This window comes from Leeia oryzae DSM 17879 (assembly GCF_000376945.1).
Taxonomy (GTDB): domain Bacteria; phylum Pseudomonadota; class Gammaproteobacteria; order Burkholderiales; family Leeiaceae; genus Leeia; species Leeia oryzae.
Genome location: NZ_AQXU01000015.1, coordinates 104264 through 129143, shown reverse-complemented (window position 1 = coordinate 129143; position 24880 = coordinate 104264). Strand labels below are relative to the sequence as shown.

26 protein-coding genes are annotated in these 24880 nt (G+C 50.6%); 3 read left to right on the top strand and 23 right to left on the bottom strand.

Annotated elements, in window-relative coordinates:
• Together F552_RS0103425 and pstB are read right to left on the bottom strand one after the other, a co-directional pair.
• The coding region (locus F552_RS0103425; RefSeq protein WP_026182361.1) for a substrate-binding domain-containing protein at window positions 1-297 on the bottom strand (297 nt) is incomplete at its 3' end.
• Between the two features lie 158 nt (window positions 298-455).
• On the bottom strand, window positions 456-1268 hold the full coding sequence (pstB, locus tag F552_RS0103420; protein ID WP_018150319.1) for a phosphate ABC transporter ATP-binding protein PstB: 813 nt from the start codon (window positions 1266-1268) through the stop codon (window positions 456-458).
• Window positions 1269-1306: 38 nt separating this feature from the next.
• Between pstB and F552_RS20625 the strand changes: the two genes are divergently transcribed.
• The gene (locus tag F552_RS20625) at window positions 1307-1525 is read left to right on the top strand and encodes a hypothetical protein (protein ID WP_018150318.1); all 219 of its coding nucleotides are present in this window, start codon (window positions 1307-1309) and stop codon (window positions 1523-1525) included.
• A 90-nt stretch (window positions 1526-1615) separates the two neighbouring features.
• Here the strand turns inward: F552_RS20625 and glmM are convergent, their stop codons facing one another.
• From glmM to F552_RS0103395, 4 genes are all read right to left on the bottom strand, one after another.
• A complete protein-coding gene (gene glmM, locus F552_RS0103410) occupies window positions 1616-2974 on the bottom strand; it encodes a phosphoglucosamine mutase (RefSeq protein ID WP_026182359.1) in 1359 nt (452 codons plus the stop codon).
• Entirely contained in the window at window positions 2971-3795 is an 825-nt protein-coding gene (gene folP, locus F552_RS0103405; protein WP_018150316.1) for a dihydropteroate synthase, read from the bottom strand. The genes glmM and folP overlap by 4 nt, the downstream gene beginning before the upstream one ends.
• Window positions 3796-3889: 94 nt before the next feature.
• A complete protein-coding gene (gene ftsH / locus F552_RS0103400) occupies window positions 3890-5797 on the bottom strand; it encodes an ATP-dependent zinc metalloprotease FtsH (RefSeq protein ID WP_018150315.1) in 1908 nt (635 codons plus the stop codon).
• A gap of 83 nt (window positions 5798-5880) precedes the next feature.
• Entirely contained in the window at window positions 5881-6528 is a 648-nt protein-coding gene (locus F552_RS0103395; protein WP_018150314.1) for an RlmE family RNA methyltransferase, read from the bottom strand.
• 35 nt (window positions 6529-6563) lie between these two features.
• On the opposite strand from F552_RS0103395, the gene yhbY reads away from it, so the two are divergent.
• Window positions 6564-6935 carry a ribosome assembly RNA-binding protein YhbY gene (gene yhbY, locus F552_RS18400; protein WP_083917415.1) on the top strand — a complete coding sequence of 124 codons (372 nt, stop codon included), beginning with the start codon at window positions 6564-6566 and terminating at the stop codon, window positions 6933-6935.
• Between the two features lie 48 nt (window positions 6936-6983).
• Here the strand turns inward: yhbY and F552_RS0103385 are convergent, their stop codons facing one another.
• The 5 genes from F552_RS0103385 to carA all read right to left on the bottom strand — a co-directional run bounded on the left by F552_RS0103385 (window position 6984) and on the right by carA (window position 13195).
• The gene (locus F552_RS0103385; RefSeq protein ID WP_018150312.1) at window positions 6984-7376 is read right to left on the bottom strand and encodes a hypothetical protein; all 393 of its coding nucleotides are present in this window, start codon (window positions 7374-7376) and stop codon (window positions 6984-6986) included.
• Between the two features lie 31 nt (window positions 7377-7407).
• Complete coding sequence (greA, locus tag F552_RS0103380; RefSeq protein ID WP_018150311.1) at window positions 7408-7884, bottom strand: transcription elongation factor GreA; 477 nt, start codon at window positions 7882-7884, stop codon at window positions 7408-7410.
• A gap of 166 nt (window positions 7885-8050) precedes the next feature.
• The gene (carB, locus tag F552_RS0103375; RefSeq protein ID WP_018150310.1) at window positions 8051-11278 is read right to left on the bottom strand and encodes a carbamoyl-phosphate synthase large subunit; all 3228 of its coding nucleotides are present in this window, start codon (window positions 11276-11278) and stop codon (window positions 8051-8053) included.
• A gap of 96 nt (window positions 11279-11374) precedes the next feature.
• Complete coding sequence (gene leuE, locus F552_RS0103370; RefSeq protein WP_018150309.1) at window positions 11375-12037, bottom strand: leucine efflux protein LeuE; 663 nt, start codon at window positions 12035-12037, stop codon at window positions 11375-11377.
• Between the two features lie 27 nt (window positions 12038-12064).
• Window positions 12065-13195 (bottom strand): glutamine-hydrolyzing carbamoyl-phosphate synthase small subunit, encoded by a 1131-nt coding sequence (gene carA, locus F552_RS0103365; protein WP_018150308.1) that lies wholly within the window; start codon window positions 13193-13195, stop codon window positions 12065-12067.
• A 357-nt stretch (window positions 13196-13552) separates the two neighbouring features.
• On the opposite strand from carA, the gene F552_RS19920 reads away from it, so the two are divergent.
• Window positions 13553-14137: a CoA pyrophosphatase gene (locus F552_RS19920; protein WP_169333566.1), complete on the top strand. Its 585-nt coding sequence runs from the start codon at window positions 13553-13555 to the stop codon at window positions 14135-14137.
• A gap of 15 nt (window positions 14138-14152) precedes the next feature.
• Here the strand turns inward: F552_RS19920 and nagZ are convergent, their stop codons facing one another.
• The 12 genes from nagZ to rpoE all read right to left on the bottom strand — a co-directional run bounded on the left by nagZ (window position 14153) and on the right by rpoE (window position 24759).
• Complete coding sequence (gene nagZ / locus F552_RS0103355) at window positions 14153-15244, bottom strand: beta-N-acetylhexosaminidase (protein WP_018150306.1); 1092 nt, start codon at window positions 15242-15244, stop codon at window positions 14153-14155.
• 41 nt (window positions 15245-15285) lie between these two features.
• Complete coding sequence (gene recO, locus F552_RS18390) at window positions 15286-16056, bottom strand: DNA repair protein RecO (RefSeq protein ID WP_018150305.1); 771 nt, start codon at window positions 16054-16056, stop codon at window positions 15286-15288.
• Window positions 16057-16081: 25 nt separating this feature from the next.
• Entirely contained in the window at window positions 16082-17005 is a 924-nt protein-coding gene (gene era / locus F552_RS0103345) for a GTPase Era (RefSeq protein ID WP_018150304.1), read from the bottom strand.
• A complete protein-coding gene (gene rnc / locus F552_RS0103340) occupies window positions 17002-17703 on the bottom strand; it encodes a ribonuclease III (protein ID WP_018150303.1) in 702 nt (233 codons plus the stop codon). Before rnc ends, era begins: the two co-directional genes overlap by 4 nt.
• Window positions 17704-17707: 4 nt before the next feature.
• Window positions 17708-18079: a DUF4845 domain-containing protein gene (locus tag F552_RS0103335; RefSeq protein WP_033374584.1), complete on the bottom strand. Its 372-nt coding sequence runs from the start codon at window positions 18077-18079 to the stop codon at window positions 17708-17710.
• A 20-nt stretch (window positions 18080-18099) separates the two neighbouring features.
• A complete protein-coding gene (gene lepB, locus F552_RS0103330) occupies window positions 18100-19074 on the bottom strand; it encodes a signal peptidase I (protein WP_018150301.1) in 975 nt (324 codons plus the stop codon).
• Between the two features lie 41 nt (window positions 19075-19115).
• A complete protein-coding gene (lepA, locus tag F552_RS0103325) occupies window positions 19116-20909 on the bottom strand; it encodes a translation elongation factor 4 (RefSeq protein WP_026182356.1) in 1794 nt (597 codons plus the stop codon).
• Between the two features lie 107 nt (window positions 20910-21016).
• On the bottom strand, window positions 21017-21256 hold the full coding sequence (locus F552_RS0103320) for a glutaredoxin family protein (RefSeq protein ID WP_018150299.1): 240 nt from the start codon (window positions 21254-21256) through the stop codon (window positions 21017-21019).
• A 22-nt stretch (window positions 21257-21278) separates the two neighbouring features.
• A complete protein-coding gene (locus F552_RS0103315) occupies window positions 21279-22667 on the bottom strand; it encodes a DegQ family serine endoprotease (protein WP_018150298.1) in 1389 nt (462 codons plus the stop codon).
• 33 nt (window positions 22668-22700) lie between these two features.
• Complete coding sequence (locus F552_RS0103310) at window positions 22701-23669, bottom strand: MucB/RseB C-terminal domain-containing protein (protein WP_018150297.1); 969 nt, start codon at window positions 23667-23669, stop codon at window positions 22701-22703.
• Window positions 23666-24154, bottom strand: a complete 489-nt coding sequence (locus tag F552_RS19915) for a sigma-E factor negative regulatory protein (RefSeq protein WP_169333565.1) — start codon at window positions 24152-24154, stop codon at window positions 23666-23668. The genes F552_RS0103310 and F552_RS19915 overlap by 4 nt, the downstream gene beginning before the upstream one ends.
• Window positions 24155-24159: 5 nt before the next feature.
• Entirely contained in the window at window positions 24160-24759 is a 600-nt protein-coding gene (gene rpoE / locus F552_RS0103300) for an RNA polymerase sigma factor RpoE (protein ID WP_018150295.1), read from the bottom strand.
• Window positions 24760-24880: the final 121 nt, after the last annotated feature.

The window sequence follows — 24880 nt, the reverse complement described above, 5'->3', positions numbered from 1 at the left end:
CGGGAACTGGGTCAGGCCGTTCTTGGTTTGTTCTTCCAGGGTCATTGGCATGTCGGATGCGCCAAAGTCCACGGTTTTAGCCGTAATCTGCTTGATGCCGCCACCAGAGCCGATGGCCTGGTAGTTCAGACCCACTGCAGTTTTGGTCTTGTAGGCGTCAGCCCATTTGGCGTAGATCGGATACGGGAAGGTAGCACCAGCGCCAGTGATGTCGGCAGCGAATGCAACATTGCACAAGGCAGAAGCTACAGCAGCACCTGCGATCACCAGCTGGAATGAACGACTCTTGATAGACATTTTTAAACCTCAATAATATACAGGATGAAAGTCACTACTTTATCCATGTCATGCTTTGTTTATTCTGCAAACCCGGAAATTTCCGGCTGTAACTGTTTCGCATCTGCAAAAGATTTTATGATTCACGCAGATATAGTTATCAGCCACTTTAATTTCTATTAGCCAAAACGACCCGTAATATAGTCTTCAGTTTGTTTCTTTTTAGGTTTGGTAAAGATATTGTCGGTCTGATCAAATTCGATCATTTCACCCAAATACATATAGGCTGTGTAATTTGAAACACGCGCTGCCTGCTGCATATTGTGAGTAACGACCAGAATCGTGACGCGCGACTGAAGTTCGGTCATCAATTCTTCAATGCTAGCGGTTGCAATTGGATCCAGCGCTGAGGTTGGCTCGTCGAACAATAGCAACTCAGGATCGGTAGCCAGAGCACGTGCAATACAGAGACGCTGCTGCTGACCACCGGACAGATTCGATGCCATGTTGTTCAGGCGATGTTTGACTTCGTCCCACAAAGCAGCACCACGCAGTGACTCCTCGACTTTGTCATCGATAAGCGCTTTGTTCTTTACGCCACGAATACGCAGGCCATACGCGACGTTTTCATAAATTGAGCGCGGGAATGGGTTTGGCTTCTGAAATACCATGCCGATTCTCATGCGTACTTCAATCGGATCAATCTTGTTATCCAGAATATTCACTTGATCAGGCAGCAGATTGATTTCGCCTTCATAGCGATTATTTGGATATAAATCATGCATCCGGTTAAAGCAGCGCAAGAATGTAGACTTGCCACATCCAGATGGCCCAATAAGTGCTGTAACCTTGTTGGTATAAACCGGCAAGCTTACGTTTTTCAAGGCATGAAAGTTTCCATAATAGAAGTTTAAGTTCTTTGCTTCTGCTTTAACATGAACTTCAGATGCCTGATCGGGTAATGACATATTCATGGAATCAATTACTTTCATAATTCTTAATCACTATACAAATTCTGCGCATTTAGAAAATGCCAGATATCTGGGCTGGCAAGCGTATTTTGGTCTGTCAGCTGTTCGCAAAAGCCGGTTTTACATCGAACGACCATCGCCTTGTACATCCGCATTTACAGACTTGCATCGAAATCAGTTTGGTTGCGTTGGCGCGACCGATGCTGGCGGGCTGGCAATGCAACCAAGGGGCTACAGGACAGGCAGCTGGAAATGATGATGGCGCCAGTCACTTTTAATGCACTGACGCCATCATATAGAGGAAAAATTACAGAAATGTGACAAGTCTGAAATAATTCAGACCTGCTTTTACATCGATCAGAAACGCCTCAGGACGCAGCCGCGGCAACGATCTCTGCAAGCTGGTGAACGTACTTGTTTACCATAGATTCATCTTTGGCTTCGACCATGACACGAATCACCGGTTCTGTTCCGCTTGGCCTCAGTAACACCCTGCCGGCTTGACCAAGTGCCAATTCGGTTTGCTCAATGGCATTAAGGATTTCAGGGCTTTGCTTGAAGTCAAACCCCTTGGTAATTTTCACATTGATCATTTTCTGGGGGAATAGCGCAACTTCTGCCGCATATTCAGACAGACTGCGGCCCGATGAAATAAGAGCCTCAAGTACCTGCAGGGCAGACACAATGCCATCGCCAGTCGAGTGCTTGTCCAGACACAGCAAATGCCCTGAACTCTCGCCGCCCAGCTGCCAATCCTTCTCAAGAAGCTGTTCCAGCACATAGCGGTCCCCCACCTTGGCACGGCTAAAAGGAATATTCTTTTCTGTCAGCGCCACTTCAATGGCCATGTTTGTCATCAGTGTACCGACAACACCACCTTTGAGCAGGCCTCGTCTGGCGCGAGAAATGGCCATCAGGTACATGAGCTGGTCACCATCATAGGCATGCCCAGCACTATCCACCATGATCAGACGGTCTCCATCACCGTCCAGTGCAATACCGATATCTGCGCCATGTTCCAACACGGCCTGCACCAATGCCTTGGTGTCTGTCGCTCCATAACCATCGTTGATATTGGTCCCGTTAGGCTGGTTGCCGATGGCAACCACGTCTGCTCCCAGCTCATGAAAGACACTGGGCGCCACTTGGTATGTCGCACCATGAGCGCAATCCACCACCAGTTTCAGGTCTTTCAGGTCAAGATCATTCGGGAAACTGCTCTTGCAAAATTCGATGTACCGCCCTTGGGCATCACCAAGGCGCTTGGCCTTGCCCAGCTGTTCAGAGGCTACCACGCACACCTCTTCATCCAGCAAGGCCTCAATGGCGAGCTCGGTTTCGTCAGGCAGCTTCCAGCCACCAGGCCCGAAGAACTTGATCCCATTGTCTTCAAACGGGTTATGAGACGCACTGATAACAACACCGGCATGCAGCCGCAATGCACGTACCAGATAAGCAATGCCAGGCGTGGGTAGCGGACCGACCAGATAGACATCAACACCTGCTGCCGTCAAACCGGCTTGCAAAGCGGACTCCAGCATATAACCGGAAATACGAGTGTCCTTCCCGATAACCACCGCAGGCCTCTCGCCACTGGAATGTCGACTATTCATGGCAGAAAATACTTTGCCGGCAGCGTACCCCAATCGCAAGGCAAACTCAGGGGTAATCGGAAACTCGCCTACTTTCCCACGTACACCGTCTGTTCCAAAATATTTCCGACTCATTGCAAAGACTCCCATACCTTAATTGCACTTGCGGTTGCCGCAACATCGTGAACGCGCACAATATGCGCCCCTTTACTGATGCCGACCAATGCCGCCGCAATACTAGAAAATACACGTTGATCCACCGGCTCGCCAGTGATTGCCCCTAACATCGATTTTCTCGACAAACCGATCAATACAGGCATCTCATGGGCCGTAAATACTGGCAAGTGCCGCATCAGCTCGACATTATGCTCAAGAGACTTTCCAAAACCAAACCCGGGATCCAGCCATATCCGTTCTACATCTACCCCAGCCAGTTTCAGCACTTCAACGCGTGACATCAAATAACGGTCTACTTCGGCCACAACATCCTGATAGACAGGTGCTTGCTGCATTGTCTGAGGCGTTCCTTGCTTGTGCATCAAGCAAATGGTAGCTAAGCTCCCGGCAACCGCCTCGATTGCCCCCGGGGCCTCCAGCGCATTCACATCATTAATCAGGTCCACCCCAGCGGCAATGGCAGCACTCATCACCTCAGGTTTATAGGTATCAACAGAAAGAGCTACCCCATCATCTTTCAGGGCTTCGATAACTGGAATGACCCTGTCCAGCTCTTCATCCACTGACACCTCTGCAGCACCGGGCCGGGTAGACTCCCCCCCAATATCCAGAATGTGTGCGCCAGCCTCAATCAACTGCCGTGCATGCTGAATGGCAAGCTCGCGGGAATGATACTTTCCGCCATCAGAAAATGAATCCGGCGTAACATTTACAATCCCCATGATCAGCGCGTGATTACCATCGTATGAAAAGCGCCCGCATCGAAATGGTCGTTTCATCTAAATATCCTTGGTATCAAATGAAAAACGCACTGACCACCAAATGATCAATGCGTTTTGATATGGAACACCTACTGCTTACCAACAAATCGCATCAAATGCCTTCTGCGGGTTTGTTGGTAGCCTCCGGTGTGACTGCTGGCGGCGGAACATCGCCCCCACCAGACTTAGTACTAGAAGGTGGATGCGGCGGACGGACCGTACGTCCTTGCATGATGTCTTCAATCTGGTCGGCATCAATGGTTTCAAACTCCAACAAGGCCGCAGTCATTGCTTCGATCTTGTCACGATTTTCTTCGATCATCTTGCGGGCAAGGTTATATTGCTCGGTGATGATCCGATGAATTTCACTATCCACTTTTTGCATGGTGGATTCGGACAAATTCTTGTGCGTTGTGACTGACCGTCCCAGGAACACCTCACCATCATTCTCGCCATAAACCATAGGACCCAGCACATCCGACATACCCCATTCGGTTACCATCCGGCGTGCCATACTGGTAGCACGCTCGATATCATTGGAGGCGCCATTAGTCATCTGCCCCATGAACACTTCTTCGGCAATCCGGCCACCAAACAACATGGCGATCTGTTGCAAAAGATAATCACGGTTATAACTGTAGCGGTCTTGCGTCGGCAATGACATGGTCACACCCAATGCTCTACCGCGTGGAATGATTGTCACTTTATGAACCGGGTCGCACTTGGGCAACAGATAACCAAGAATGGCATGGCCGGACTCATGATAAGCGGTGTTTTTCTTCTCTTCTTCATCCATCACCATGCTGCGGCGCTCTGCACCCATGATGATTTTGTCTTTGGCGCGTTCAAAGTCATCCATATCGACCAAACGCTTGTTACCACGTGCCGCAAACAAGGCAGCTTCGTTCACCAAGTTAGCCAGATCGGCACCTGAAAAACCCGGTGTGCCACGGGCGATAATATCTGCCTTGACATCGTTAGACAGCGGTACTTTGCGCATGTGCACATTCAGGATCTGCTCACGACCGCGAATATCCGGTAGCGGCACAACCACTTGACGATCAAAACGGCCGGGACGCAGCAAAGCCGGGTCCAGAACATCTGGACGGTTAGTCGCGGCGATCACGATCACGCCGGTAGTACCTTCAAAACCGTCCATTTCAACCAGCATCTGGTTCAGTGTTTGCTCCCGCTCGTCATTACCACCACCCAGACCTGCTCCACGCTGGCGACCAACGGCATCAATCTCGTCAATAAAGATGATGCATGGGGCATTTTTCTTGGCGTTCTCAAACATGTCACGGACACGAGCCGCACCTACACCCACAAACATCTCGACGAAATCAGAACCCGAAATGGAGAAAAATGGTACTTTTGCCTCGCCCGCAATGGCTTTGGCCAGCAAGGTCTTACCCGTACCTGGACTACCTACCATCAGGACGCCACGTGGAATATGACCGCCCAGACGCTGGAACTTTGTTGGGTCACGCAAGAAATCAACCAGTTCAGTGACTTCTTCTTTGGCTTCATCACACCCGGCAACATCGGCAAAGGTGATGGAGTTTGTGCTTTCATCGAGCATTCTCGCCCGGCTCTTGCCGAAAGAGAAAGCGCCCCCCTTGCCACCACCTTGCATCTGGCGCATGACATAAATCCAGACACCGATAAACAGTAGCATAGGTGCCCAGTTAATCAGCAAGGTCATCAACAAGGAACGTTCTTCAGGCTTAACCTTGAAGTTAACTTTGTATTTGTCCAGGTCATCAATCAGACGGAAGTCGAAGGGCGCATTGGTTTTGAACTCGGTGCCATCTACGCGCTTGCCTTGAATGGTCTGGCCTTCGAAAGGACTACCCTCGATGACGGCGGACTGAATCTGCCCTGAACGCACATCTCTCAGAAAGGTCGAGTAATCAATCTGACCACGGTCGGCCTGCGAACGACTGAATGTATTAAATACAGTCATCAGCACAACACCGATAACCACCCAGATAAGGATATTCTTTCCTAAATTATTCAAGGCTGCTTCCTTTTACACCCGAATCCACATTATTCATTGTATATGGACGCTTGGTGTTCGCCAAAGTTCATGCCAATACGGCATTATGTATTATCGTCCGCCGGATCAGAATTTGCCAGACAGCTTTTACCCAGCAAATACACTTCCGTACTTTTGTCCCGAGATGCCTTGGGTTTGCGCGTCAGCACCTGCTTGAAGTGTTGCTTCATCAAGTCGATAAACTCATTATAGCCAGAACCCTGAAACACTTTAACCACAAAGTGGCCGCCGGGTTTGAGCCATTTCGCACAAAAATCCAGTGCTAGCTCGTTCAGGTACAGGCTACGCGCCTGATCAGTCGTGCGGTTCCCTGTTAAGTTGGGGGCAATATCACAAATTACAAGGTCTACTTTTCTGCCTGCGAGACGTTTTTCTAACTCGGCAAGCACAGCATCTTCACGAAAGTCACCCAGGATAAAATCGACGCGATGGATGGGGTCCATCGGCAGCAGATCAAGCGCAAACAAACGCCCCTCTTCCCCCACCAGGTCTTTGGCTACCTGCGACCAGCTCCCGGGGGTTGAGCCAAGATCGACGACCGTCATTCCGCGACGAAACAGTTGGTCTTTTTCGTGAATTTCAAGTAACTTGAAAGCCGCTCGAGAACGATATCCCTTCGCTTGGGCCTGTTGCACCCAATGATCATTGATATGCTGATGAACCCACGCCTTGCTGGTCTTGTTTTGCGCCATACTTTAGAATACCGGTTTGAAAGGTTGAAACTACTATGAAACTTGAACTTACACCAACTGAGCGCCGTTCGCTACGTGCGGCTGCCCACGGATTAAACCCTGTTGTTTTGATTGGACAAAACGGACTTTCTGACGCGGTGATTCGCGAAATCGCGATCAATCTGGATGCACATGAACTGATCAAAATCCGCGTGTTCTCAGATGAACGCGCGGTTCGCGAAGAGATCATGAACGAGGTATGTGAACAGCTGGATGCTGCACCTGTGCAACATATCGGCAAGCTGCTGGTCATTTATCGTCCGCATCCGGAACAACCACGCATTTCACTGACGAAACAGAATATCGTTCGTGCTTCTGCACCGGGTAAAGCAGCAACAGCAAAACTTAAAAGCAGCAAAAGCAAGTAACACTGGGGTTACAGTGTCGTTAAGACATCCTTGCTTCGATGCTTGGGCTTAGCGGCGCTGTACGACCAGGACAATCCCCAGGATACACTGCAGCAGATACAACAACATTCCCAGACCGTGCCATGCTGCAAACGCAGCATGAACACCCACCATGCCCAACAGCCTGGGTAAACCGATCCAGATAGCGATGGCAAACAGCCACATCAGTAGCAATATCCAGAATGGCAGGGTCTGAAGCGAGCGGAACCCTAAGGCCCACAGCTGATGGAACAGCAAGAAAACCCCGAGTACCATGCCGGTAAATGACGCGGCAGGAAACAAATGCTGAGCAAACAAAGGGCCCACACCACGATCATGCCACATCGTCCAGCTCATGAAAGCTGCGATAAAAATCAGGGCACCGATCCAGACGGTTTCAGCAACTTTGCGGGCAGATTCCATGCGTTCCTCTGTGTCAATTCCTAAATTAAACTCAGATGTACATTACATCCAGCACTTCATACTCGCGAATACCGCCTGGTGCCTGAACCTCAGCCACGTCGCCAGCAAACTTGCCAATCAAGGCTCTAGCAATCGGGCTGGAAACAGAGATTTTGCCCAACTTGATATCAGCCTCATCATCGCCGACGATCTGGTATTTTACCTGATCGCCAGTTTCCAGATCTTCCAGCTCCACGGTCGCCCCAAACACACAGCGCCCTTCGGCATCCAGCGTGGCTGGATCAATGATGGTTGCCACTGACAGTTTGCTCTCAATTTCCATGATCCGGCCTTCAACAAAGGCCTGACGCTCTTTGGCAGCATCATACTCGGCATTTTCAGACAAATCGCCTTGCGCCCTGGCTTCTGAAATTGCCTGAATCACGGATGGACGCTCAACTGATTTCAAACGTTGCAACTCAGCTTTCAGCAATTCTGCGCCATGCACAGTCAATGGAACCTTTTGCATTTGACTCTAACTCCTAAATATTGCAGCTGCAGACAAGAGCTTGTGCTTAAGTCATCAGTACAAAAGCACAAACCGCCGTAACTGAGACGGCGGCTTGCGTGTTGTCCGCATGCGGATAATTGAGAGATTTTAGCTGGTTTAGCTTCTCTCAGGTACTAATTTTTTATTAAACCAGATCTTTCAATCGCTCATGCAGACCTTGTACCGAATAAACCTGCAATTCGGCCATATGCTGCATGCCGATTGCAGCCGCTTTGGCTTCTGGCATGGTGGTGTAATAGGTCACTTTGCCCTGCAACGCACTCTGACGAATCGCAAAAGAATCGCGAATTGCCTGCTTGCGCTCTTCAACTGTGTTAATGATCATAGCAACTTCGCCGTTTTTGATCATATCCACAATATGCGGACGACCTTCCATGACCTTGTTCACCGTTGTCACAGGCAAACCTGCATCACGGATGAATGTTGCTGTCCCTTTTGTCGCCAACAGGTTAAAGCCAACATCCAAGAGCATCCGAGCTACCTCTACCGCTGCAGGCTTGTCATTTTGCCGCACTGAAATAAAGATATTGCCAGACTTTGGCAGTTTCACCCCGGCAGCCAGTTGCGACTTCACAAATGCCTCGGCAAACGTTTCGCCTACGCCCATCACTTCACCTGTTGACTTCATCTCAGGCCCAAGGATCACATCTACACCCGGGAATTTAATGAACGGGAAGACCGCCTCTTTGACCGAGTAATATGAAGGAACAACCTCACCCTTGATGCCCTGAGACTTCAAGGATTGGCCCGCCATTGCCCTGGCTGCAATCTTAGCCAAAGGCAGGCTGGTCGCCTTGGAGACAAACGGCACGGTGCGGGACGCGCGCGGATTGACTTCCAGCACGTACACAACCGCTTCCTCGCCCTTGCCTTGAATGGCGAACTGCACGTTCATCAAACCCACCACGTTTAGCGCCTTGGCCATGGCAACGGTCTGGCGACGCAGTTCGTCCTGAATTTCCTGAGGCAGACTGTATGGCGGCAATGAACATGCTGAATCACCAGAGTGCACCCCGGCCATTTCAATGTGTTCCATGATGCCGCCAATCAGCACCTCTTCTCCGTCACAGATCGCATCCACGTCTACTTCGGTCGCATCGTTCAGGAAGCGGTCCAGCAGCACAGGGCTGTCGTTGGATACCTTAACCGCTTCACGCATGTAGCGCTCCAGATCCGATTGCTCGTGCACGATTTCCATTGCGCGGCCACCCAGCACATAGGAAGGACGAACCACCAGTGGGTAACCGATTTCGTTAGCCAGTACGATCGCATCCGGCGCAGTACGGGCAGTACGGTTTGGCGGTTGCTTCAGGCCCAGATCATTCAATAGCTTCTGGAAACGTTCGCGGTCTTCTGCTGCATCAATCATGTCTGGAGTAGTACCAATAATAGGCACACCATTCATTTCAAGTGCTCGCGCCAGTTTCAGCGGTGTTTGGCCACCGTACTGAACGATGACGCCAACCGGCTTCTCAACTGCAACCACTTCCAGCACGTCTTCCAGTGTCAGCGGCTCAAAATACAGGCGGTCTGATGTGTCGTAATCAGTTGAAACCGTTTCAGGGTTACAGTTAACCATGATGGTTTCGTAACCGTCTTCACGCATGGCCAGCGCTGCGTGCACACAGCAATAATCAAACTCGATACCCTGACCAATACGGTTTGGACCACCACCCAACACCATGATTTTCTTGTTGTTGGTTGGCTGAGCTTCACATTCTTCTTCATAGGTAGAATACATGTAAGCCGTATTGGTAGAGAACTCGGCAGCACAAGTATCAACACGCTTGTACACAGGACGCACACCCAGTGCATGACGCGCCTTGCGTACGGCATTCTGGTCCGTTCCGAGCAATGTACCCAGGCGGCGGTCAGAAAAGCCTTTGCGCTTCAGCTGGCGAAGTGCATTTGCATCCAGGCTATCCAGGGATTTGCCACGCAAAGCATTTTCATCTTTGATCAGATCTTCGATCTGCACCAGGAACCAGCGATCGATCGAGGTAAGATTGAATACCTCTTCCACACTCATGCCGATACGGAAGGCATCTGCAACGTACCAGATACGCTCTGCGCCCGGCTCTGCAATTTCCTGCTCGATCACGTCACGGTCTGTTGTTTTTTCATCCAGGCCAGACATGCCGGTTTCCAGACCACGCAATGCTTTTTGCAAGGATTCTTGCCAGGTACGGCCCATGGCCATGACTTCACCGACAGACTTCATCTGGGTGGTCAAACGACTATTCGCTTGCGGGAATTTTTCAAATGCAAAACGAGGAATCTTGGTTACAACGTAGTCGATGGTTGGCTCGAATGACGCTGGTGTCTTGCCACCGGTAATGTCATTTTTCAGCTCATCCAATGTGTAACCGACAGCCAGCTTCGCGGCAATTTTTGCAATCGGGAAGCCTGTTGCCTTGGAAGCAAGTGCGGAAGAACGCGATACACGCGGGTTCATCTCGATGACAACCATACGACCATCTTTTGGATTGATCGAGAACTGAACGTTAGAGCCACCTGTATCCACACCAATTTCACGCAAGACCGCCAGAGAGGCATTCCGCAGCAGTTGGTACTCACGATCAGTCAAGGTTTGTGCTGGTGCTACGGTGATGGAATCGCCCGTATGCACACCCATCGGGTCAAAGTTTTCGATGGAACACACAATAATACAGTTGTCCTTTTTGTCACGGACAACCTCCATCTCGTATTCTTTCCAGCCCAGCAGAGATTCTTCAATCAGCAATTCATTGGTAGGAGAAAGATCCAGGCCACGGGTACAGATTTCAACGAACTCTTCGATGTTGTAGGCAATACCGCCACCCGTCCCCCCCATCGTGAACGATGGACGGATAATGACCGGGAACCCAACCTGCTGCTGGACTTTCATAGCCTCTTCAAGCGAATGCGCAATACCTGACCTGGCTGAACCCAGACCAATCTTGGTCATCGCGTCTTTGAATTTGAGACGGTCTTCAGCTTTATCAATGGCTTCTGGCGTTGCACCAATCAGCTCTACATTGTATTTATCCAGAACACCGTTATGCCACAGGTCCAGCGCGCAGTTCAGCGCAGTCTGACCGCCCATGGTTGGCAAGATGGCATCAGGACGCTCTTTCTCGATGATCTTTTCGACGATTTGCCAGGTAATTGGCTCGATATATGTCACATCAGCCAGATTCGGGTCTGTCATGATGGTCGCTGGGTTAGAGTTCACCAGAATAACGGTGTACCCTTCTTCTTTCAGAGCTTTACATGCTTGCGCACCAGAATAGTCAAACTCGCAAGCTTGACCGATAATGATCGGGCCTGCGCCAATAATTAGAATTCGTTGTATGTCTGTCCGTTTAGGCATGCTTACTCACTCGTCGATTGTGTCGATGTCTATTTAACTAAAACTTATTTTCAAAACTTTATTGAGCCGCGCAAAAAAACCCGACTCAACAGAAATTCAATGCAATGTTGCGGTGGCCAGCTTGCCACCAAACCCAAAAAAGATGGCGCCAACACCCGCATTCAGGGCGGCACACAATCTATATCTGCGGCGAAAATGCTCGGCCAGTCGTGCACCGGCCAGAATAAGTGTCGTGAGATAAATCACGCTGCCAATCTGAATGGCCCCCCCCAGTATCAGGAACGTCAGTGCTGGGTGCGGATAGGTGCGATCCACGAACTGCAAGAAGAATGACAGTAAAAACAAAATGGCCTTGGGGTTCAAGAGACTGATCACCAATGCTCTCTTGAATGGCGAATCCGCTGTAAGCTCTGACTTTTCAGTCTCGCTTGCGCTCGCAGGGCTACTCTTGCCGTTATCTTTCCATAAGGCCAATGCAGCTTGGAACATATTCCAGCCAATCCAGACCAGATAAAGCGCACCGGCATATTTCAGCACAAAGAATAAAACCGGCAATGTTGACAGTACGGTGGCAGCTCCAAGCGAGGTCAGTGTAATGAGTACCGTATCTCCGACAAAGATGCCCATCGCCCCAGCAAAGCCGGCCTTCTCACCTCGCCTGGCTGCCACAGACAATACATACAATGAGTTGGGTCCAGGCAGCAAAATGATAAACACAACACCTAACAGGTAAGTTGGCAAATCAGTTACACCGTACATGGACACCTCCTCTTTGAATATGTCTGCTTACTTGCGTGCTGCCATCTGCTTGATAAACCGGTCAAACAAATACGCAACATCATGCGGACCCGGACTTGCTTCTGGATGCCCTTGGAACGAGAACGCGGGCACATCAGTCCGCTCAATGCCTTGCAGAGAGCCATCAAACAGCGAGGCATGCGTGGCTCTCAAATTTGCTGGCAACGTTGCTGCGTCCACTGCAAAACCGTGGTTTTGACTGGTAATCAGTACTTGTTTGCTATCCAGATCTTGTACAGGATGGTTGGCGCCATGGTGGCCAAACTTCATTTTTACCGTTTTGGCACCAGATGCCAGTGCCAGCAACTGGTGACCCAGACAAATCCCAAAGACAGGGATGCCGGTTGTCAGCAATTTGGAAATGGCTGAAATGGCATAGTCGCAAGGTTCTGGATCTCCTGGGCCATTGCTCAGGAAAATGCCATCTGGCTGGTACGACAACGCTTCTTCAGCTGTTGCCGTGGCAGGCAAGACAGTTACCTTACAGCCACGGTGAGCCAGCATGCGCAAGATGTTTCTTTTCACGCCGTAGTCAAAGGCCACCACATGGTAAGCACTGTTTGCTTGCTCGGCAAAACCGGTGCCAAGCTGCCACTCGCCTTGCGTCCACTCATATGAGGACTTGGTTGTCACCACCTTCGCTAGATCCAGTCCTGCCATGGATGGTGCCGAACGTGCCAGCTCTACCGCTTTGGCCTCATCGATATCGCCAGCCATGATCACGCCGTTTTGCGCACCCTTTTCACGCAGGATACGCGTCAGCTTACGGGTATCGATATCAGCGATGGCAACAACGTTATTTGCTTTCAGGTAATCACCCAATGACTGCTCTGACCGCCAGTTTGATACGGTCAACGGCAGATCACGTATCACCAGGCCTGCAGCATAAACACCATCAGACTCACAGTCTTCCGCGTTAACACCGACATTACCAATATGGGGATACGTTAAAGTAACTATTTGTTTGGTGTATGATGGGTCTGTCAGAATTTCCTGATACCCGGTCAATGCGGTATTGAATACCACCTCACCTACGGTCACGCCTGCGCTACCGATAGCGGCGCCGCGAAACACCGTCCCGTCGGCAAGTGCGAGAATGGCGGGCTGATGTTGTGACACTGGTTGCTCCTTATCCTGACGTTTACAAAACCTGCCAGTCAGCTTTGCTAGGCCTGGCTGCGAGATAGTCAACCGGCACTGGCAGGTGAAAAAGGCTGAAAAGGATGTATTTCCGCCTCTACTTATGGAAACGGGACAGGCCCTAGGCCTATCCCGTCGATGTGCTTTTCAAACCTTGATATTATAGCGCAAACTGCATTTCTCTTCAATCAACTATGCGCCGTAAAAGAGATAAATAACGTGCCACAGGACTGCAAGCCCCTCAATGACTCAGCGGAAAACCGATTGGAAACCTGGCGACAGGTAGACTGGTCAAATCTAGACAGCATATTCCATTTGCTAAGCCAGGCATTAGCCATGGACACACAAGTAAGTAGTGGCAGACAAACTCAGGAAGTCCACCCGGTGCTGTTGTCCCACATTGAGACTTTCCAGCCTGCGGCAGTACTGGTACCACTGTACTGGCGCCCTACAGGACTGAGTCTGATACTCACCAAACGGCTTTTCTCATTAAGAACACACCCGGGTCAAATCAGTTTCCCTGGCGGTAAGCAAGACGAGACGGACGTATCACTTGCAGCCACTGCATTGAGAGAAGCAGAAGAAGAAATCGGCATACCGGCCACACACGCCACCATTATTGGTGAATTGACGCCCATTTTGACGGTGAGCGGCTATCAGGTACATCCACAAATCGGACTAATTACCAAACCGTTTGCCATACAGCCGCAGACAACTGAAGTGGCAGAGGTTTTTGAATTACCGTTGTATTATCTGCTCAACCCGGCACACCACACTTTTGAATATATCGAACGTAAAGGAATGAGAGTTCGGGTCAGGGTTATTACCTATGGCAGTCACTACATCTGGGGAGCCACTGCAAGCATGCTCCATGAGCTGGCCAGTCGCCTGCTTGCAGCAAAGTCGCTTGGGGACCTCTGAAAACAGCGGAAAGATCTAAACGGTGACTTCGCCCACATCCGGGCCCCAAGTGGCTTGATCAGCCCCTTCAGTCAAAGCGGCCACTTCATTTCTTGCAGACAAGAAATCCATGTCTTCTGAAAGTTTGCGCCAGCTTAAAGGATGAGGCTCACCATGCAATCTGGCCATTCTGGATAAAGCCACCGGATCGACCGGCCACTTCAGCCGCTCTAGCAGCCTATCCGCTTCTTCCGGCCTGTTGGTTGCCAGCACTATGTCACACCCTGCTTGCAAGGCAGCCTTGGCACGCTCCTCGATAGTCTCACCCGCAAAGGCTGCGCCATTCATATCCAGCGCATCACTGATGATCACCCCGTCAAAACCCAGTTTTTGGCGTAAAACGTTCTTTAGCCACACACTGGAGAATCCGGCCGGTTTTTCATCAACCTGATCATAAATGACATGTGCCGGCATAATGGCACTTAATCCATGCTGGGCCAGGCGCCGAAACGGGATCATGTCCTGTCGCCAGAGCAAGTCCGCTGCCCGGTCGTCATGCGGTAGCCCCTGATGAGAGTCCACAGTGACAAAACCATGCCCAGGGAAGTGCTTGCCACAGGCATGCATGCCTGCGAGTCGCATGCCGCGTATCAGGTGGGCAGCCAATTCAGAAACCACCTCCGGACTTTGATGAAAAGCCCGGTTACCAATGACAGTCGATCTGGCGTAATCTATATCCAGAACCGGTGCAAAGCTGAAATCCACGCCACTTGCACGCAACTCCGCTGCCATTACCCAGCCCACCCGATCCGCCAGTTGCTTGGCTGCGGTCGGGTTTTCATTCCATCGCTCTCCCAGCACCGACATGGGGGGAAGTTTTGTGAATCCGGAACGAAAACGCTGAACCCGCCCACCTTCATGGTCGACCGCAATCAACAAGTGCGGGCTGCGAATCGCATGAATTTCCGCCGTTAATGCAACAAGCTGGTGAATGTCCTGGAAATTGCGTGAGAACAGAATAACGCCGCCGGTCAACGGATGCCGCAGGCGCTCACGTTCATGACTGGTCATTGCCGGGCCAGCCAAATCAACCATGATCGGACCAAGAGGCATATGTAAGGTGGTCATTTAATGCAGTCCGTTACAGTATGAACAGGTTTAACAATCCATCAGTCATCAACAAACGAGGGGGATTCTAACGGGCGTTGTTGTATTTCATGGATGCGGCGCATCAGTTCGCGACTGGCCAGGGAGGCATTCTCTGGCAGCAATTGCTGCAGCACCTCCCGAAGCAACAACCGCGCCTCTCTTTTTGCCGTTCTGTCATCCAGTTTGCCAGCCGCCAAGGCTTGCAAGGTGTGGCCACTGATCAACACATCTGTTTCGGCATCGTACTGGTCTTCTTCCAGCACACCAACCATGTGCCGATAGACATAACGATGATGCGCTTCAACCATCGCTCCATGAATCGTAGTACTCAGACTCAGACCATAACCCAGCTCTGTGAGCAAATTCAGCTCAAACTGCCTCAACAAGGGCAGTACAGGCGCCCGATGGGCCAATTGCCTCAAGGTGTCTGCATACAGGTCATAGAGCGCTTGTGAGCTGGCATCTTCTTTAGGCAAAAACCGGATGAGCAACTCATTGAGATAGTAGGCGCATACCAAACCATCTTCTGCATGCGCAGGATGCCCACCTACCCACTCCAGTTTATGCAGCGTCCGGAGTTCGTGCTTGCCATACCAAGAGATTAACAGGGGCTGGAATGGCTGAACCACTCCTCGCAGAACAGACGTTGGGCGTCGTGCACCTCTGGCAACCATGCTCAAACGACCATGGTTACGGGTGAAAACGTCCAGGATCAGACTGGTTTCCCGGTACGGATAACTGTGCAGTACAAAACCTGCTTCGAGATCAATACGGTTTTCCTGACGGGCCATTTACACCCTGCCCTGCGCTTGCAGGTTATTCAAAACCAAATTCACGCAAGATACGCGTATCATCCGCCCAGCCGCTCTTGACCTTAACCCAGATCTGCAAGAATACTTTACCGTCAAAGAGTTTTTCCATATCAATGCGCGCTTCAGTACCGATACGCTTTAACTTTTCACCATTCTTGCCAATCAGGATGGCTTTCTGGCCAGCCTTGTCCACCATCACGGCAGCACTGATGCGTCTCATGGCGCCATCCATTTCGAACTGTTCGATGAAGACGTTCATGGAGTATGGCAACTCGTCACCCAGCAAACGGAAAATCTTCTCACGAATGATCTCGGCAGCCAGAAAACGCTCGCTACGGTCCGTAATCTGGTCTTCCTCATACATCGGTTCGCCCAGTGGAATGTGCGGGCGGATCGCTTCCATCAGCACATCGAGCTTATGCCCGTGTTGGGCAATCACCGGCACGAGTGCAGCGAAGGCAAAGCGATTGGACATCTCGGTAAGGAATGTCAGCAAGCGGGTCTTGTCATCATGCAACTGGTCAACCTTGTTAACCACCAGAATCACAGGCCGGTTGGATGGCAGTCGCTTCAATACATCCGCATCTTCTGTAGTAAACCGTCCAGCCTCTACCACAAACAACACCACATCCACATCCGACAAGGCGGATGTAACGCTTCTGTTCATGGCCTGGTTCATGGCAGTTCTGTATTTGGTTTGCCAGCCCGGAGTATCCACAAAGACCATCTGGCATGAGTCATCCGTATAAATGCCGGTAACCCGATGCCGGGTTGTCTGCGCCTTACGGGACGTAATGCTGATTTTCTGGCCAATCAGGTGATTCAACAATGTGGATTTGCCAACGTTCGGCCGGCCAACAATGGCAATGTAACCGCAATGAAAGTCGGCATGGGATTCTGAGTCTGGAAGGAGGTTGTCTTGTGTCATTTCTTCTGGCTAGCCAAGTGTTGTTCTATTTTCAGCAGCATATCGGTTGCTGCCAACTGTTCTGCCAGTCGACGGCTATTTCCCTTAGCGGCCACCTTCAGATTAAGTTTTCCTACTTCGCACTCAACTTCGAAGAGCTGTTCATGGACAGCCCCTTCGGTATTCAGTACTTTGTAAATGGGTAACGGCAAGCGACGCCCTTGCAAATACTCCTGCAATTGGGTTTTAGGATCTTTACCCAGCGTCTTGGGGTCTAGTGTGGTAATTAAAGGCTGGTACAGTCGTGCAATCCACTGATGCGCGGCTTGCAAGCCGCCGTCCAGGTACAAGGCACCAAACAGTGCTTCCAGCGCATCAGCCATGATGGAAGGACGCTCCCGGCCACCACTTCTCAGCTCGCCCTCTCCCAGCCAGAGCAAACGCCCTAGACCCAAGTGGTTGGCAATCTGGGACAATGCTTGCTGGTTCACAAGGTTTGCCCGGACTCTGGATAGTTCACCCTCGGAAAGATTGGGAAAGCGATCAAACAGCATGGATGAAAGCGCGCAGGACAGTACACTATCGCCCAGGAATTCCAGCCGCTCATTGTGCGGCACACCGTAACTACGGTGCGTAAGTGCTTGCCTCAGCAATTGTGGCTGCTTGAAAGCATATGCCATCGAGGCAAGCAGTTCTGCTTCTAAATCTGATCTTTGCACGTCTCTAGTAACCTGACTCACCTGCGGTGGCACTTGCTGCAAAATCAAACACGAGGGTGGCATTTGCAACCAGCGGCACTTTGTATTGGTATTGAACACTCAATTTTGTCTTTGCACCCAGTGGTTCGATTTGCAAATCCTGGGCACTGATGGTCCGGATATAGCTTGCCTCGATATTACGGCCAAAAGCATCGCGAATTTCAGATGGAGCGCCATTCTTTTCTGCAGTTTTGGCCAAAGCCTTTTTGACCTCCACAAACTCCGTGTAGGCAGGTACGACCTTGAATCCGAGCAAGAGACCCAATCCGATAATTGCACCCCACATCAGCACGCCGATTAAAGAAACGCCTTGCTGATACTTGAGCTTTTTCTGCATATGCATCTCCAAACCCTTTCTTAGTGAATGACTGTACCGATACGCTTGAAGTCCGGCCAGTTGAACCAGATCAAAACTGCTTTCCCGACAATCAGATCGTCAGAAACAAAGCCCCAGTAGCGTCCATCAGAACTGTCATCCCGATTATCACCCATCATGAAGTAGTGCCCTGCCGGTACTTTACAACGGAACCATTCGTCATTCACGTCATAATTGCAATTTTCCCGGAAAGGGAATTGCTGGACGGCCGCATGATAGACTGTCGGCTCGTTTTCACGTTGCTGAATGATGGAAGGCTGTACCCCCAATGATTCTTTATACACCTTCACGTTTTCTGGGACAAACTGGCCGTCTCTTGCATATTGGCTATCCGCCAGCCATTCTTGCTTGACTGCCACATGATTGATGGTCAATTGCTTGTTGCGATACTCGACTTCATCACCAGGCAAACCGACAACGCGCTTGATAAAGTCCTTGCCTGGTTCTGGCGGATAATGAAATACCATCACATCGCCACGGGCAGGCTTGCCCGTATCAACCATCACCTTGTTTGAAACCGGGACGCGAACACCATAAGCAAAACGGTTCACCAGAATAAAGTCCCCTGGTACCAGACCAGGCCGCATAGAGCTGGACGGAATGGTAAATGGCTCGAACAAAAAGGAACGCACCACAAACACTACCGCAATGATCGGAAACAGCCCTGCCAGCAATTCAACGCCATCATGCTGGCGCTGACCTTGTGTACGCTTTTTCGCCAGCACCCATTTGTCCCACCCCCAGACAAAGCCGGACACAAGAACGAACAACAGCATGGCTAATGCAAGACTAGTCTGAAAACCGACCATCCCAAATGCGCCAACGACAAGCGCCATATAGCCAAACTGCAGCGCGGCAGGGGCCTCACCGGACTCCTGACGTGGAGACCTTCTCCCCACCACCAGCAGGACCACACCCAACACAAAGGCACCAGACCACAAGGCCATCCAATTCATGCAAAATCCTTCAACTCAATACATCATCATTGATGTCGTGATTATTTGTCACTCACCTGCAGAATCGCCAAGAACGCTTCTTGTGGAATCTCCACATTACCGACCTGTTTCATGCGCTTCTTACCGGCCTTTTGTTTTTCCAGCAGTTTCTTCTTACGGGAAATGTCACCACCGTAACACTTCGCCAGCACGTCTTTACGCATGGCCTTGACGTTTTCACGTGCAATGATGTTTGCACCGATCGCTGCCTGCACGGCAACATCATACATTTGCCGCGGAATGAGTTGTCGCATTTTGCTGGCCAACTCACGCCCCCTGTAGATGCTATTGGCACGGTGTACAATCAAAGACAACGCATCGACCTTGTCACCGTTGACCAGAATATCCAGTTTCACCAGATCGGACGCCTGAAACTCTTTGAAATCATAGTCCAGTGACGCATAGCCACGACTAACAGATTTCAGTCGATCAAAGAAATCCATCACCACTTCGTTCATTGGCAAGTCATAGCAGAGCATGACCTGGCGGCCCATGTACTGCATGTTCTTTTGTACGCCACGCTTGTTATTACACAAGGTCATCACGGCCCCCAGATAGTCTGGCGGCACCAAAATATTGGCGGTAATGATTGGCTCGCGAATCTCTTCAATCTTGGAGGGATCCGGCAGCTTGGAGGGATTTTCTACCTCGATCAACTCGCCGTCTTTCATCAGCACCTGATAGACAACCGTTGGTGCGGTTGTAATCAAATCCATATCGAATTCGCGCTCTAGTCGTTCTTGCACGATTTCCATGTGCAAAAGACCAAGGAAACCGCAACGGAAACCGAAACCTAGCGCCTGTGACACTTCTGGCTCAAAGTGCAAACTGGCATCATTGAGTTGCAGCTTTTCCAGAGAGTCGCGCAGGGATTCATAATCATGGCTTTCAACCGGATACAGCCCGGCAAACACCTGGGACTTGATCTCTTTAAAGCCTGGCAGGGCTTCTGTTGCTGGCCTCGCTGCAAGGGTGATCGTATCGCCTACCTTGGCACTCTTCAGCTCTTTAATGCCGGCAATGACAAAACCTACTTCCCCTGCCTTGAGCGACGTGCGTTGCACTGATTTAGGTGTAAATACCCCGACCTGCTCACACAGGTGCTGAGCCTTGCTGCTCATCAGTAAAATCTTGTCTTTGGGCTTTAATTCGCCATCAACAACCCGCACCAGCATAACGACACCCACATAGTTATCGAACCAGCTATCGATAATCAATGCTTTCAGCGGGGCACTCAGATCCCCTTTGGGAGGTGGAATCTTGGCAACAACCGCTTCCAGAATATCCTGGATACCAATACCGTTTTTGGCAGATGCACGTACTGCATCCACCGCATCAATGCCAATAATGTCTTCAATCTCTTCGCACACCCGCTCTGGCTCTGCTGCTGGCAAGTCGATCTTGTTCAGAACTGACACCACCTCAACACCTTGTTCGATTGCGGTATAACAGTTGGCAACGGTCTGAGCCTCCACACCCTGGGATGCATCCACCACCAACAGAGCCCCCTCACAGGCAGCAAGAGACCGACTAACCTCATATGAGAAGTCCACATGTCCCGGGGTATCAATGAGGTTCAGGTTGTAAACTTTGCCATCAAGTGCCTTATAGCTTAACGCAGCAGTTTGTGCCTTGATGGTAATGCCCCGCTCTTTCTCGATGTCCATGGAGTCAAGCACCTGCTCGGACATTTCACGAGCGTCAAGCCCGCCGCAGAACTGGATAAACCGGTCCGCCAGCGTTGATTTACCATGGTCAATATGAGCGATGATAGAGAAATTACGAATATGATCCATTTGCACAGTCGCCAGTCTCATGACTGGCTATTTATCCGGTTAAGCAATAAAACAAAGGGCACAATGCCATGTGCCCTCATGAAATTTTACGAGTTCAACCCGCTATTTTAACTAAACTTTGCCAAATACGCATCAAGACGTTGGGTATTCAGGTGGTAATGACAAATTTCTTCGTCTCCGGCCATCAATACAGGGATCAATTGCCCGTATCGCTCCTCGGTTGCATCGTCGTCTTCGATATCTACCACGTTGAGCAGAAATTTAGCCTGATACGCTTGTAGTTGCCCCAGCATCTGCTGGCATAAATGGCAATATTCACGAACAAACAGTGTAAGTTGAGGCTTCATCCGGAAGTAATCATCAAGAAAATCAGTTAGGAACCCTGACAGCCACAAAAAGCGTACTGTCTTCACGACGCACCAGGAGCGCCAGCATACTGCCTTTCGCCGCTTTCTCCAATAGCTGATTAAACTGGGCCAATGATTTCAGTGACTCATTATTCACGCCGACAATGACATCTCCTTCTTCAATACCAGCCTTGGCGGCGCTTCCTTGTACATCCGTCACCAGTAGACCATATCCCAGTTCCAGTTGTCGCTTTTGTACAGCAGACAACTCGGTAACGGTCAGACCAAGCTTAGCCAGCACATCCGTTTTGGCCGGTACAGGCTTGGTTTTTTCTACTGCCACACGCTCATCACCGCCAGCATCTCCCAAGACAACAGGCAATTCCTTCGCGGTTTTATTTCTCCAGACCTGCAAGGCCACTTTGCTGCCCGGTTTTGCCATGCCAACCATCCGGGGCAAATCCGTCGCTGAAGGCACCTGCTTGTTATCAAAGCGCAGGATCACATCGCCAGCCTTGATACCGGCCTTGTCTGCAGCAGAGCCTTTTTCCACGCTGGAGACCAAGGCACCCATCGGCTTTTCAAGCCCCAATGATTCGGCAATGTCTTTGCTGACCGCCTGAATGGCGACGCCCAGCTTGCCATGACTGATCTTGCCACCATTTTTTAGCTGATTCACGACATCCATGGCCATGTCGATAGGCACAGAAAAGGACAAGCCCATATAGCCGCCAGAACGACTATAGATTTGCGAGTTGATACCTACCACTTCCCCCTTCATGTTGAAGAGAGGACCACCCGAGTTACCCGGGTTTACAGCGGCATCTGTCTGGATAAAAGGGACATAAGTATCATCAGGCAACGTCCGGCCTTTGGCCGATACGATACCAGCGGTCACGGAGTTTTCCAGACCAAACGGAGAACCAATGGCAACCACCCATTCCCCGACTTTCAGTTTGTCCGGGTCACCCAGCACCACTTTCGGCAAATTACTGGCCTCAATCTTCAAAAGCGCGACATCAACGCGCTTATCGGCACCAATTACCTTTCCTTTGAATTCCCGCTTGTCCGTTAACTTGACGGTAATTTCATCCGCACCATCCACGACATGGGCGTTGGTCAAAATGTATCCGTCAGCACTAATCAAAAACCCTGACCCCAGTGACTGGGTTTGATAATCCCGTTGCGGAGGCTGCTGGGGAAAGAGGCGACGAAAGAATTCGAAGGCAGGGTCCCCCTCTGGAATCGGAGATGACTTGCCAGCTTTTACGGTTTGCGTCGTGCTGATATTGACCACGGCCGGGCCCTGCTTTTCGACCATTTCCGTAAAATCGGGCAAATCTTTCGCTGAGACGGACATCACAATGAATTGCATGACTACAGCAAACACTGGAACTCTGAACCATGACATCGAAGTTTTCTCCTGATATTAGAATTGACTGACTTACTTTTTAATACCCAGGCTCATGCCAAACTGTTGTACGGCCTGTGCCGGTACATCACCCAGAATCATCATGACCACATTGCCTTCTGACTCGACATAAATATTGGTTTCGTCCTTGCGGGACATGCCACTCTGCAACACAACGTCATCGGCAGCGCTATCCAGAAAGACGGAGACGGATGCCAATCCATCAGAAAAAAGGTAGTGGGAAACCGGTTTGGCCTTGCCTGGGAAAACCCGCTTGCCACCATGCACCAGCTTGAATCCGGCCGGCAGCATCTTGCCGTTAATTTCGATATCTTCCGGCTTGGCCATCTGGCTTTGACGCTGCCAGGTACCAACTTTTTTGGGGAATTTGGGTTTGAATGCGGCACGGTCTAGCGCCACCCCGATTTTCACTTGGGTAAACGACATTTGCTCGGTCAGCTCTTGCTGATCGTTATATCGTTGAGACTTAAGAATGACGCCACTGGTTGGCTCGTAACAAAACCGGAAAGGGTTTCTCAGGCCGTCCTTTGGGGTCAGCAAAATGGCCTGACAGTCGTTGTCAGCCACCCGCTCGACATCCTGTTTGATGGCATGATAATTGGCCAGCAAGGGTTTCACATCTTTGGGTAAAACCGAAGGAAAGAAATGATCGCTGGCACGCAAGTCGATGGACCCGACCCGGTTATTGGGCACATAGCAGGAAAGCTGATCATTCTGGACGATAAGTTCCTGCGCCGGTCCATCTACTGCCTCGATTTTCTCAAGATCCACCCCGCCAATGACCGCATGGGAAATACGGGAAGTTTCAACCGTACCCCCGCGCTGGTAGACATAAATGCCAGTGAATGCAATCTGGCGTGATGCGGCATTCACCCGATTCAGCAGTTGCAATGCTTCTTGAGGAGAAAGCGATTGTCCTGCATGACCTACTGCGCTAAAAAAGTAGCACACAAACCCAGGCAGCAACCATGCCAACTTCATTTATTTAACCTCGCACCATTATCATAAGCTGCGGGCAATACTTGAGGTCTCCCGCCAACCTGGGCTGCATACTGCTGGTGAGCAGCCAGGTATGGGCTCATGTCAAACGTACCCGTAGCCTGGGTCACCTGGGCAGTCACAACTGCCTGGGGATTCTCGACTTGCTGATATCGCTGATAGGCAACCAGCCCAATAATGGATACGGTTGCAACAGAAGCCGCAGCTGACAAGGCCACCCAAGTGCGCTTGACAGCGTGACGGCGTGATTGAGGCGCCAGGATAGTCACTTCATCGGACAGACGGCTGGCCACCCTCGCCCGTATGTTTGAGGCCAGATAATCAGACTGGCGCATCGAGTCGCCAATCAGGTGGTAAGCATTCCATACATCAGCGCCATCCGGATGGTGTCGCAACCATTCCAGAACAGAGGCCTCTTCTTCGGGCAAAAGTTCGCCATCCATTAATGCTGAAATTCGTTCATTCATCTTGCTCACCATCTTCTGTTTTGCTTCTGCTCAATCAAAGGTTTCAATTCTGCGGCAATGGCCTCACGAGCCCGGAAAATACGGGATCTCACGGTGCCAATCGGGCAATTCATTGCCTCAGAAATTTCCTCATAACTCAAGCCATCCATTTCCCGGAGGGTAATTGCCATTCTGAGTTCTTCAGGCAACCGGTTTACCACTTCGTTCACTGTGCTGACAATTTGCTGATTCGCCAACGCCGTTTCTGGCGTGTTCAAATCCGGTATCTGCTCTGCCATGTCCAGCGACTCGTCATCGTCGCCCTCCATCACGGAAGACGTTGTCGCGCGACGACCTGACGACATCAAGTAATTCTTAGCTGTATTTATCGCAATCCGGTAAAGCCACGTGTAAAACGCACTTTCCCCACGAAAAGACGGCAGCGCCCGATAAGCCTTGATAAAGGCTTCTTGCGCAACATCATCAATTTCATCCGGGTCACGCACAAACCGGGATAACAAACGTGACAATTTCCTCTGGTATTTGCCTACCAACAGATCAAATGCCCGCTTGTCCCCCTTCTGTACGCGCTCAACCAGTTGCTGATCGACTTCGCGATCGCTCATCCTGCCATCCCTGACATCCTTGCAATATGAAAATTGCCGGGTGTTTACTATTTTTAAATTAATGGGTTATCGCAAACAAATTGTAACACTGAAGCTACGACCAGCAACTTTACAATAAGTT

What these genes read in the sequence shown, in the direction of transcription:
- leuE (WP_018150309.1), bottom strand. Translation starts at nt 12,037, where the DNA reads ATGTACGGTGTAACTGATTTGCCAACTTACCTGTTAGGTGTTGTGTTT.
- F552_RS0103385 (WP_018150312.1), bottom strand. Translation starts at nt 7,376, where the DNA reads ATGGAATCTGCCCGCAAAGTTGCTGAAACCGTCTGGATCGGTGCCCTG.
- F552_RS0103320 (WP_018150299.1), bottom strand. Translation starts at nt 21,256, where the DNA reads ATGAAGCCTCAACTTACACTGTTTGTTCGTGAATATTGCCATTTATGC.
- folP (WP_018150316.1), bottom strand. Translation starts at nt 3,795, where the DNA reads ATGAAACGACCATTTCGATGCGGGCGCTTTTCATACGATGGTAATCAC.
- recO (WP_018150305.1), bottom strand. Translation starts at nt 16,056, where the DNA reads ATGGCCCGTCAGGAAAACCGTATTGATCTCGAAGCAGGTTTTGTACTG.
- era (WP_018150304.1), bottom strand. Translation starts at nt 17,005, where the DNA reads ATGACACAAGACAACCTCCTTCCAGACTCAGAATCCCATGCCGACTTT.
- lepB (WP_018150301.1), bottom strand. Translation starts at nt 19,074, where the DNA reads ATGAATTGGATGGCCTTGTGGTCTGGTGCCTTTGTGTTGGGTGTGGTC.
- glmM (WP_026182359.1), bottom strand. Translation starts at nt 2,974, where the DNA reads ATGAGTCGGAAATATTTTGGAACAGACGGTGTACGTGGGAAAGTAGGC.
- yhbY (WP_083917415.1), top strand. Translation starts at nt 6,564, where the DNA reads ATGAAACTTGAACTTACACCAACTGAGCGCCGTTCGCTACGTGCGGCT.
- F552_RS0103335 (WP_033374584.1), bottom strand. Translation starts at nt 18,079, where the DNA reads ATGCAGAAAAAGCTCAAGTATCAGCAAGGCGTTTCTTTAATCGGCGTG.
- F552_RS20625 (WP_018150318.1), top strand. Translation starts at nt 1,307, where the DNA reads ATGCCAGATATCTGGGCTGGCAAGCGTATTTTGGTCTGTCAGCTGTTC.
- nagZ (WP_018150306.1), bottom strand. Translation starts at nt 15,244, where the DNA reads ATGACCACCTTACATATGCCTCTTGGTCCGATCATGGTTGATTTGGCT.
- F552_RS0103395 (WP_018150314.1), bottom strand. Translation starts at nt 6,528, where the DNA reads ATGGCGCAAAACAAGACCAGCAAGGCGTGGGTTCATCAGCATATCAAT.
- F552_RS19920 (WP_169333566.1), top strand. Translation starts at nt 13,553, where the DNA reads ATGGACACACAAGTAAGTAGTGGCAGACAAACTCAGGAAGTCCACCCG.
- rpoE (WP_018150295.1), bottom strand. Translation starts at nt 24,759, where the DNA reads ATGAGCGATCGCGAAGTCGATCAGCAACTGGTTGAGCGCGTACAGAAG.
- F552_RS19915 (WP_169333565.1), bottom strand. Translation starts at nt 24,154, where the DNA reads ATGAATGAACGAATTTCAGCATTAATGGATGGCGAACTTTTGCCCGAA.
- F552_RS0103315 (WP_018150298.1), bottom strand. Translation starts at nt 22,667, where the DNA reads ATGTCATGGTTCAGAGTTCCAGTGTTTGCTGTAGTCATGCAATTCATT.
- lepA (WP_026182356.1), bottom strand. Translation starts at nt 20,909, where the DNA reads ATGGATCATATTCGTAATTTCTCTATCATCGCTCATATTGACCATGGT.
- pstB (WP_018150319.1), bottom strand. Translation starts at nt 1,268, where the DNA reads ATGAAAGTAATTGATTCCATGAATATGTCATTACCCGATCAGGCATCT.
- greA (WP_018150311.1), bottom strand. Translation starts at nt 7,884, where the DNA reads ATGCAAAAGGTTCCATTGACTGTGCATGGCGCAGAATTGCTGAAAGCT.
- F552_RS0103310 (WP_018150297.1), bottom strand. Translation starts at nt 23,669, where the DNA reads ATGAAGTTGGCATGGTTGCTGCCTGGGTTTGTGTGCTACTTTTTTAGC.
- carB (WP_018150310.1), bottom strand. Translation starts at nt 11,278, where the DNA reads ATGCCTAAACGGACAGACATACAACGAATTCTAATTATTGGCGCAGGC.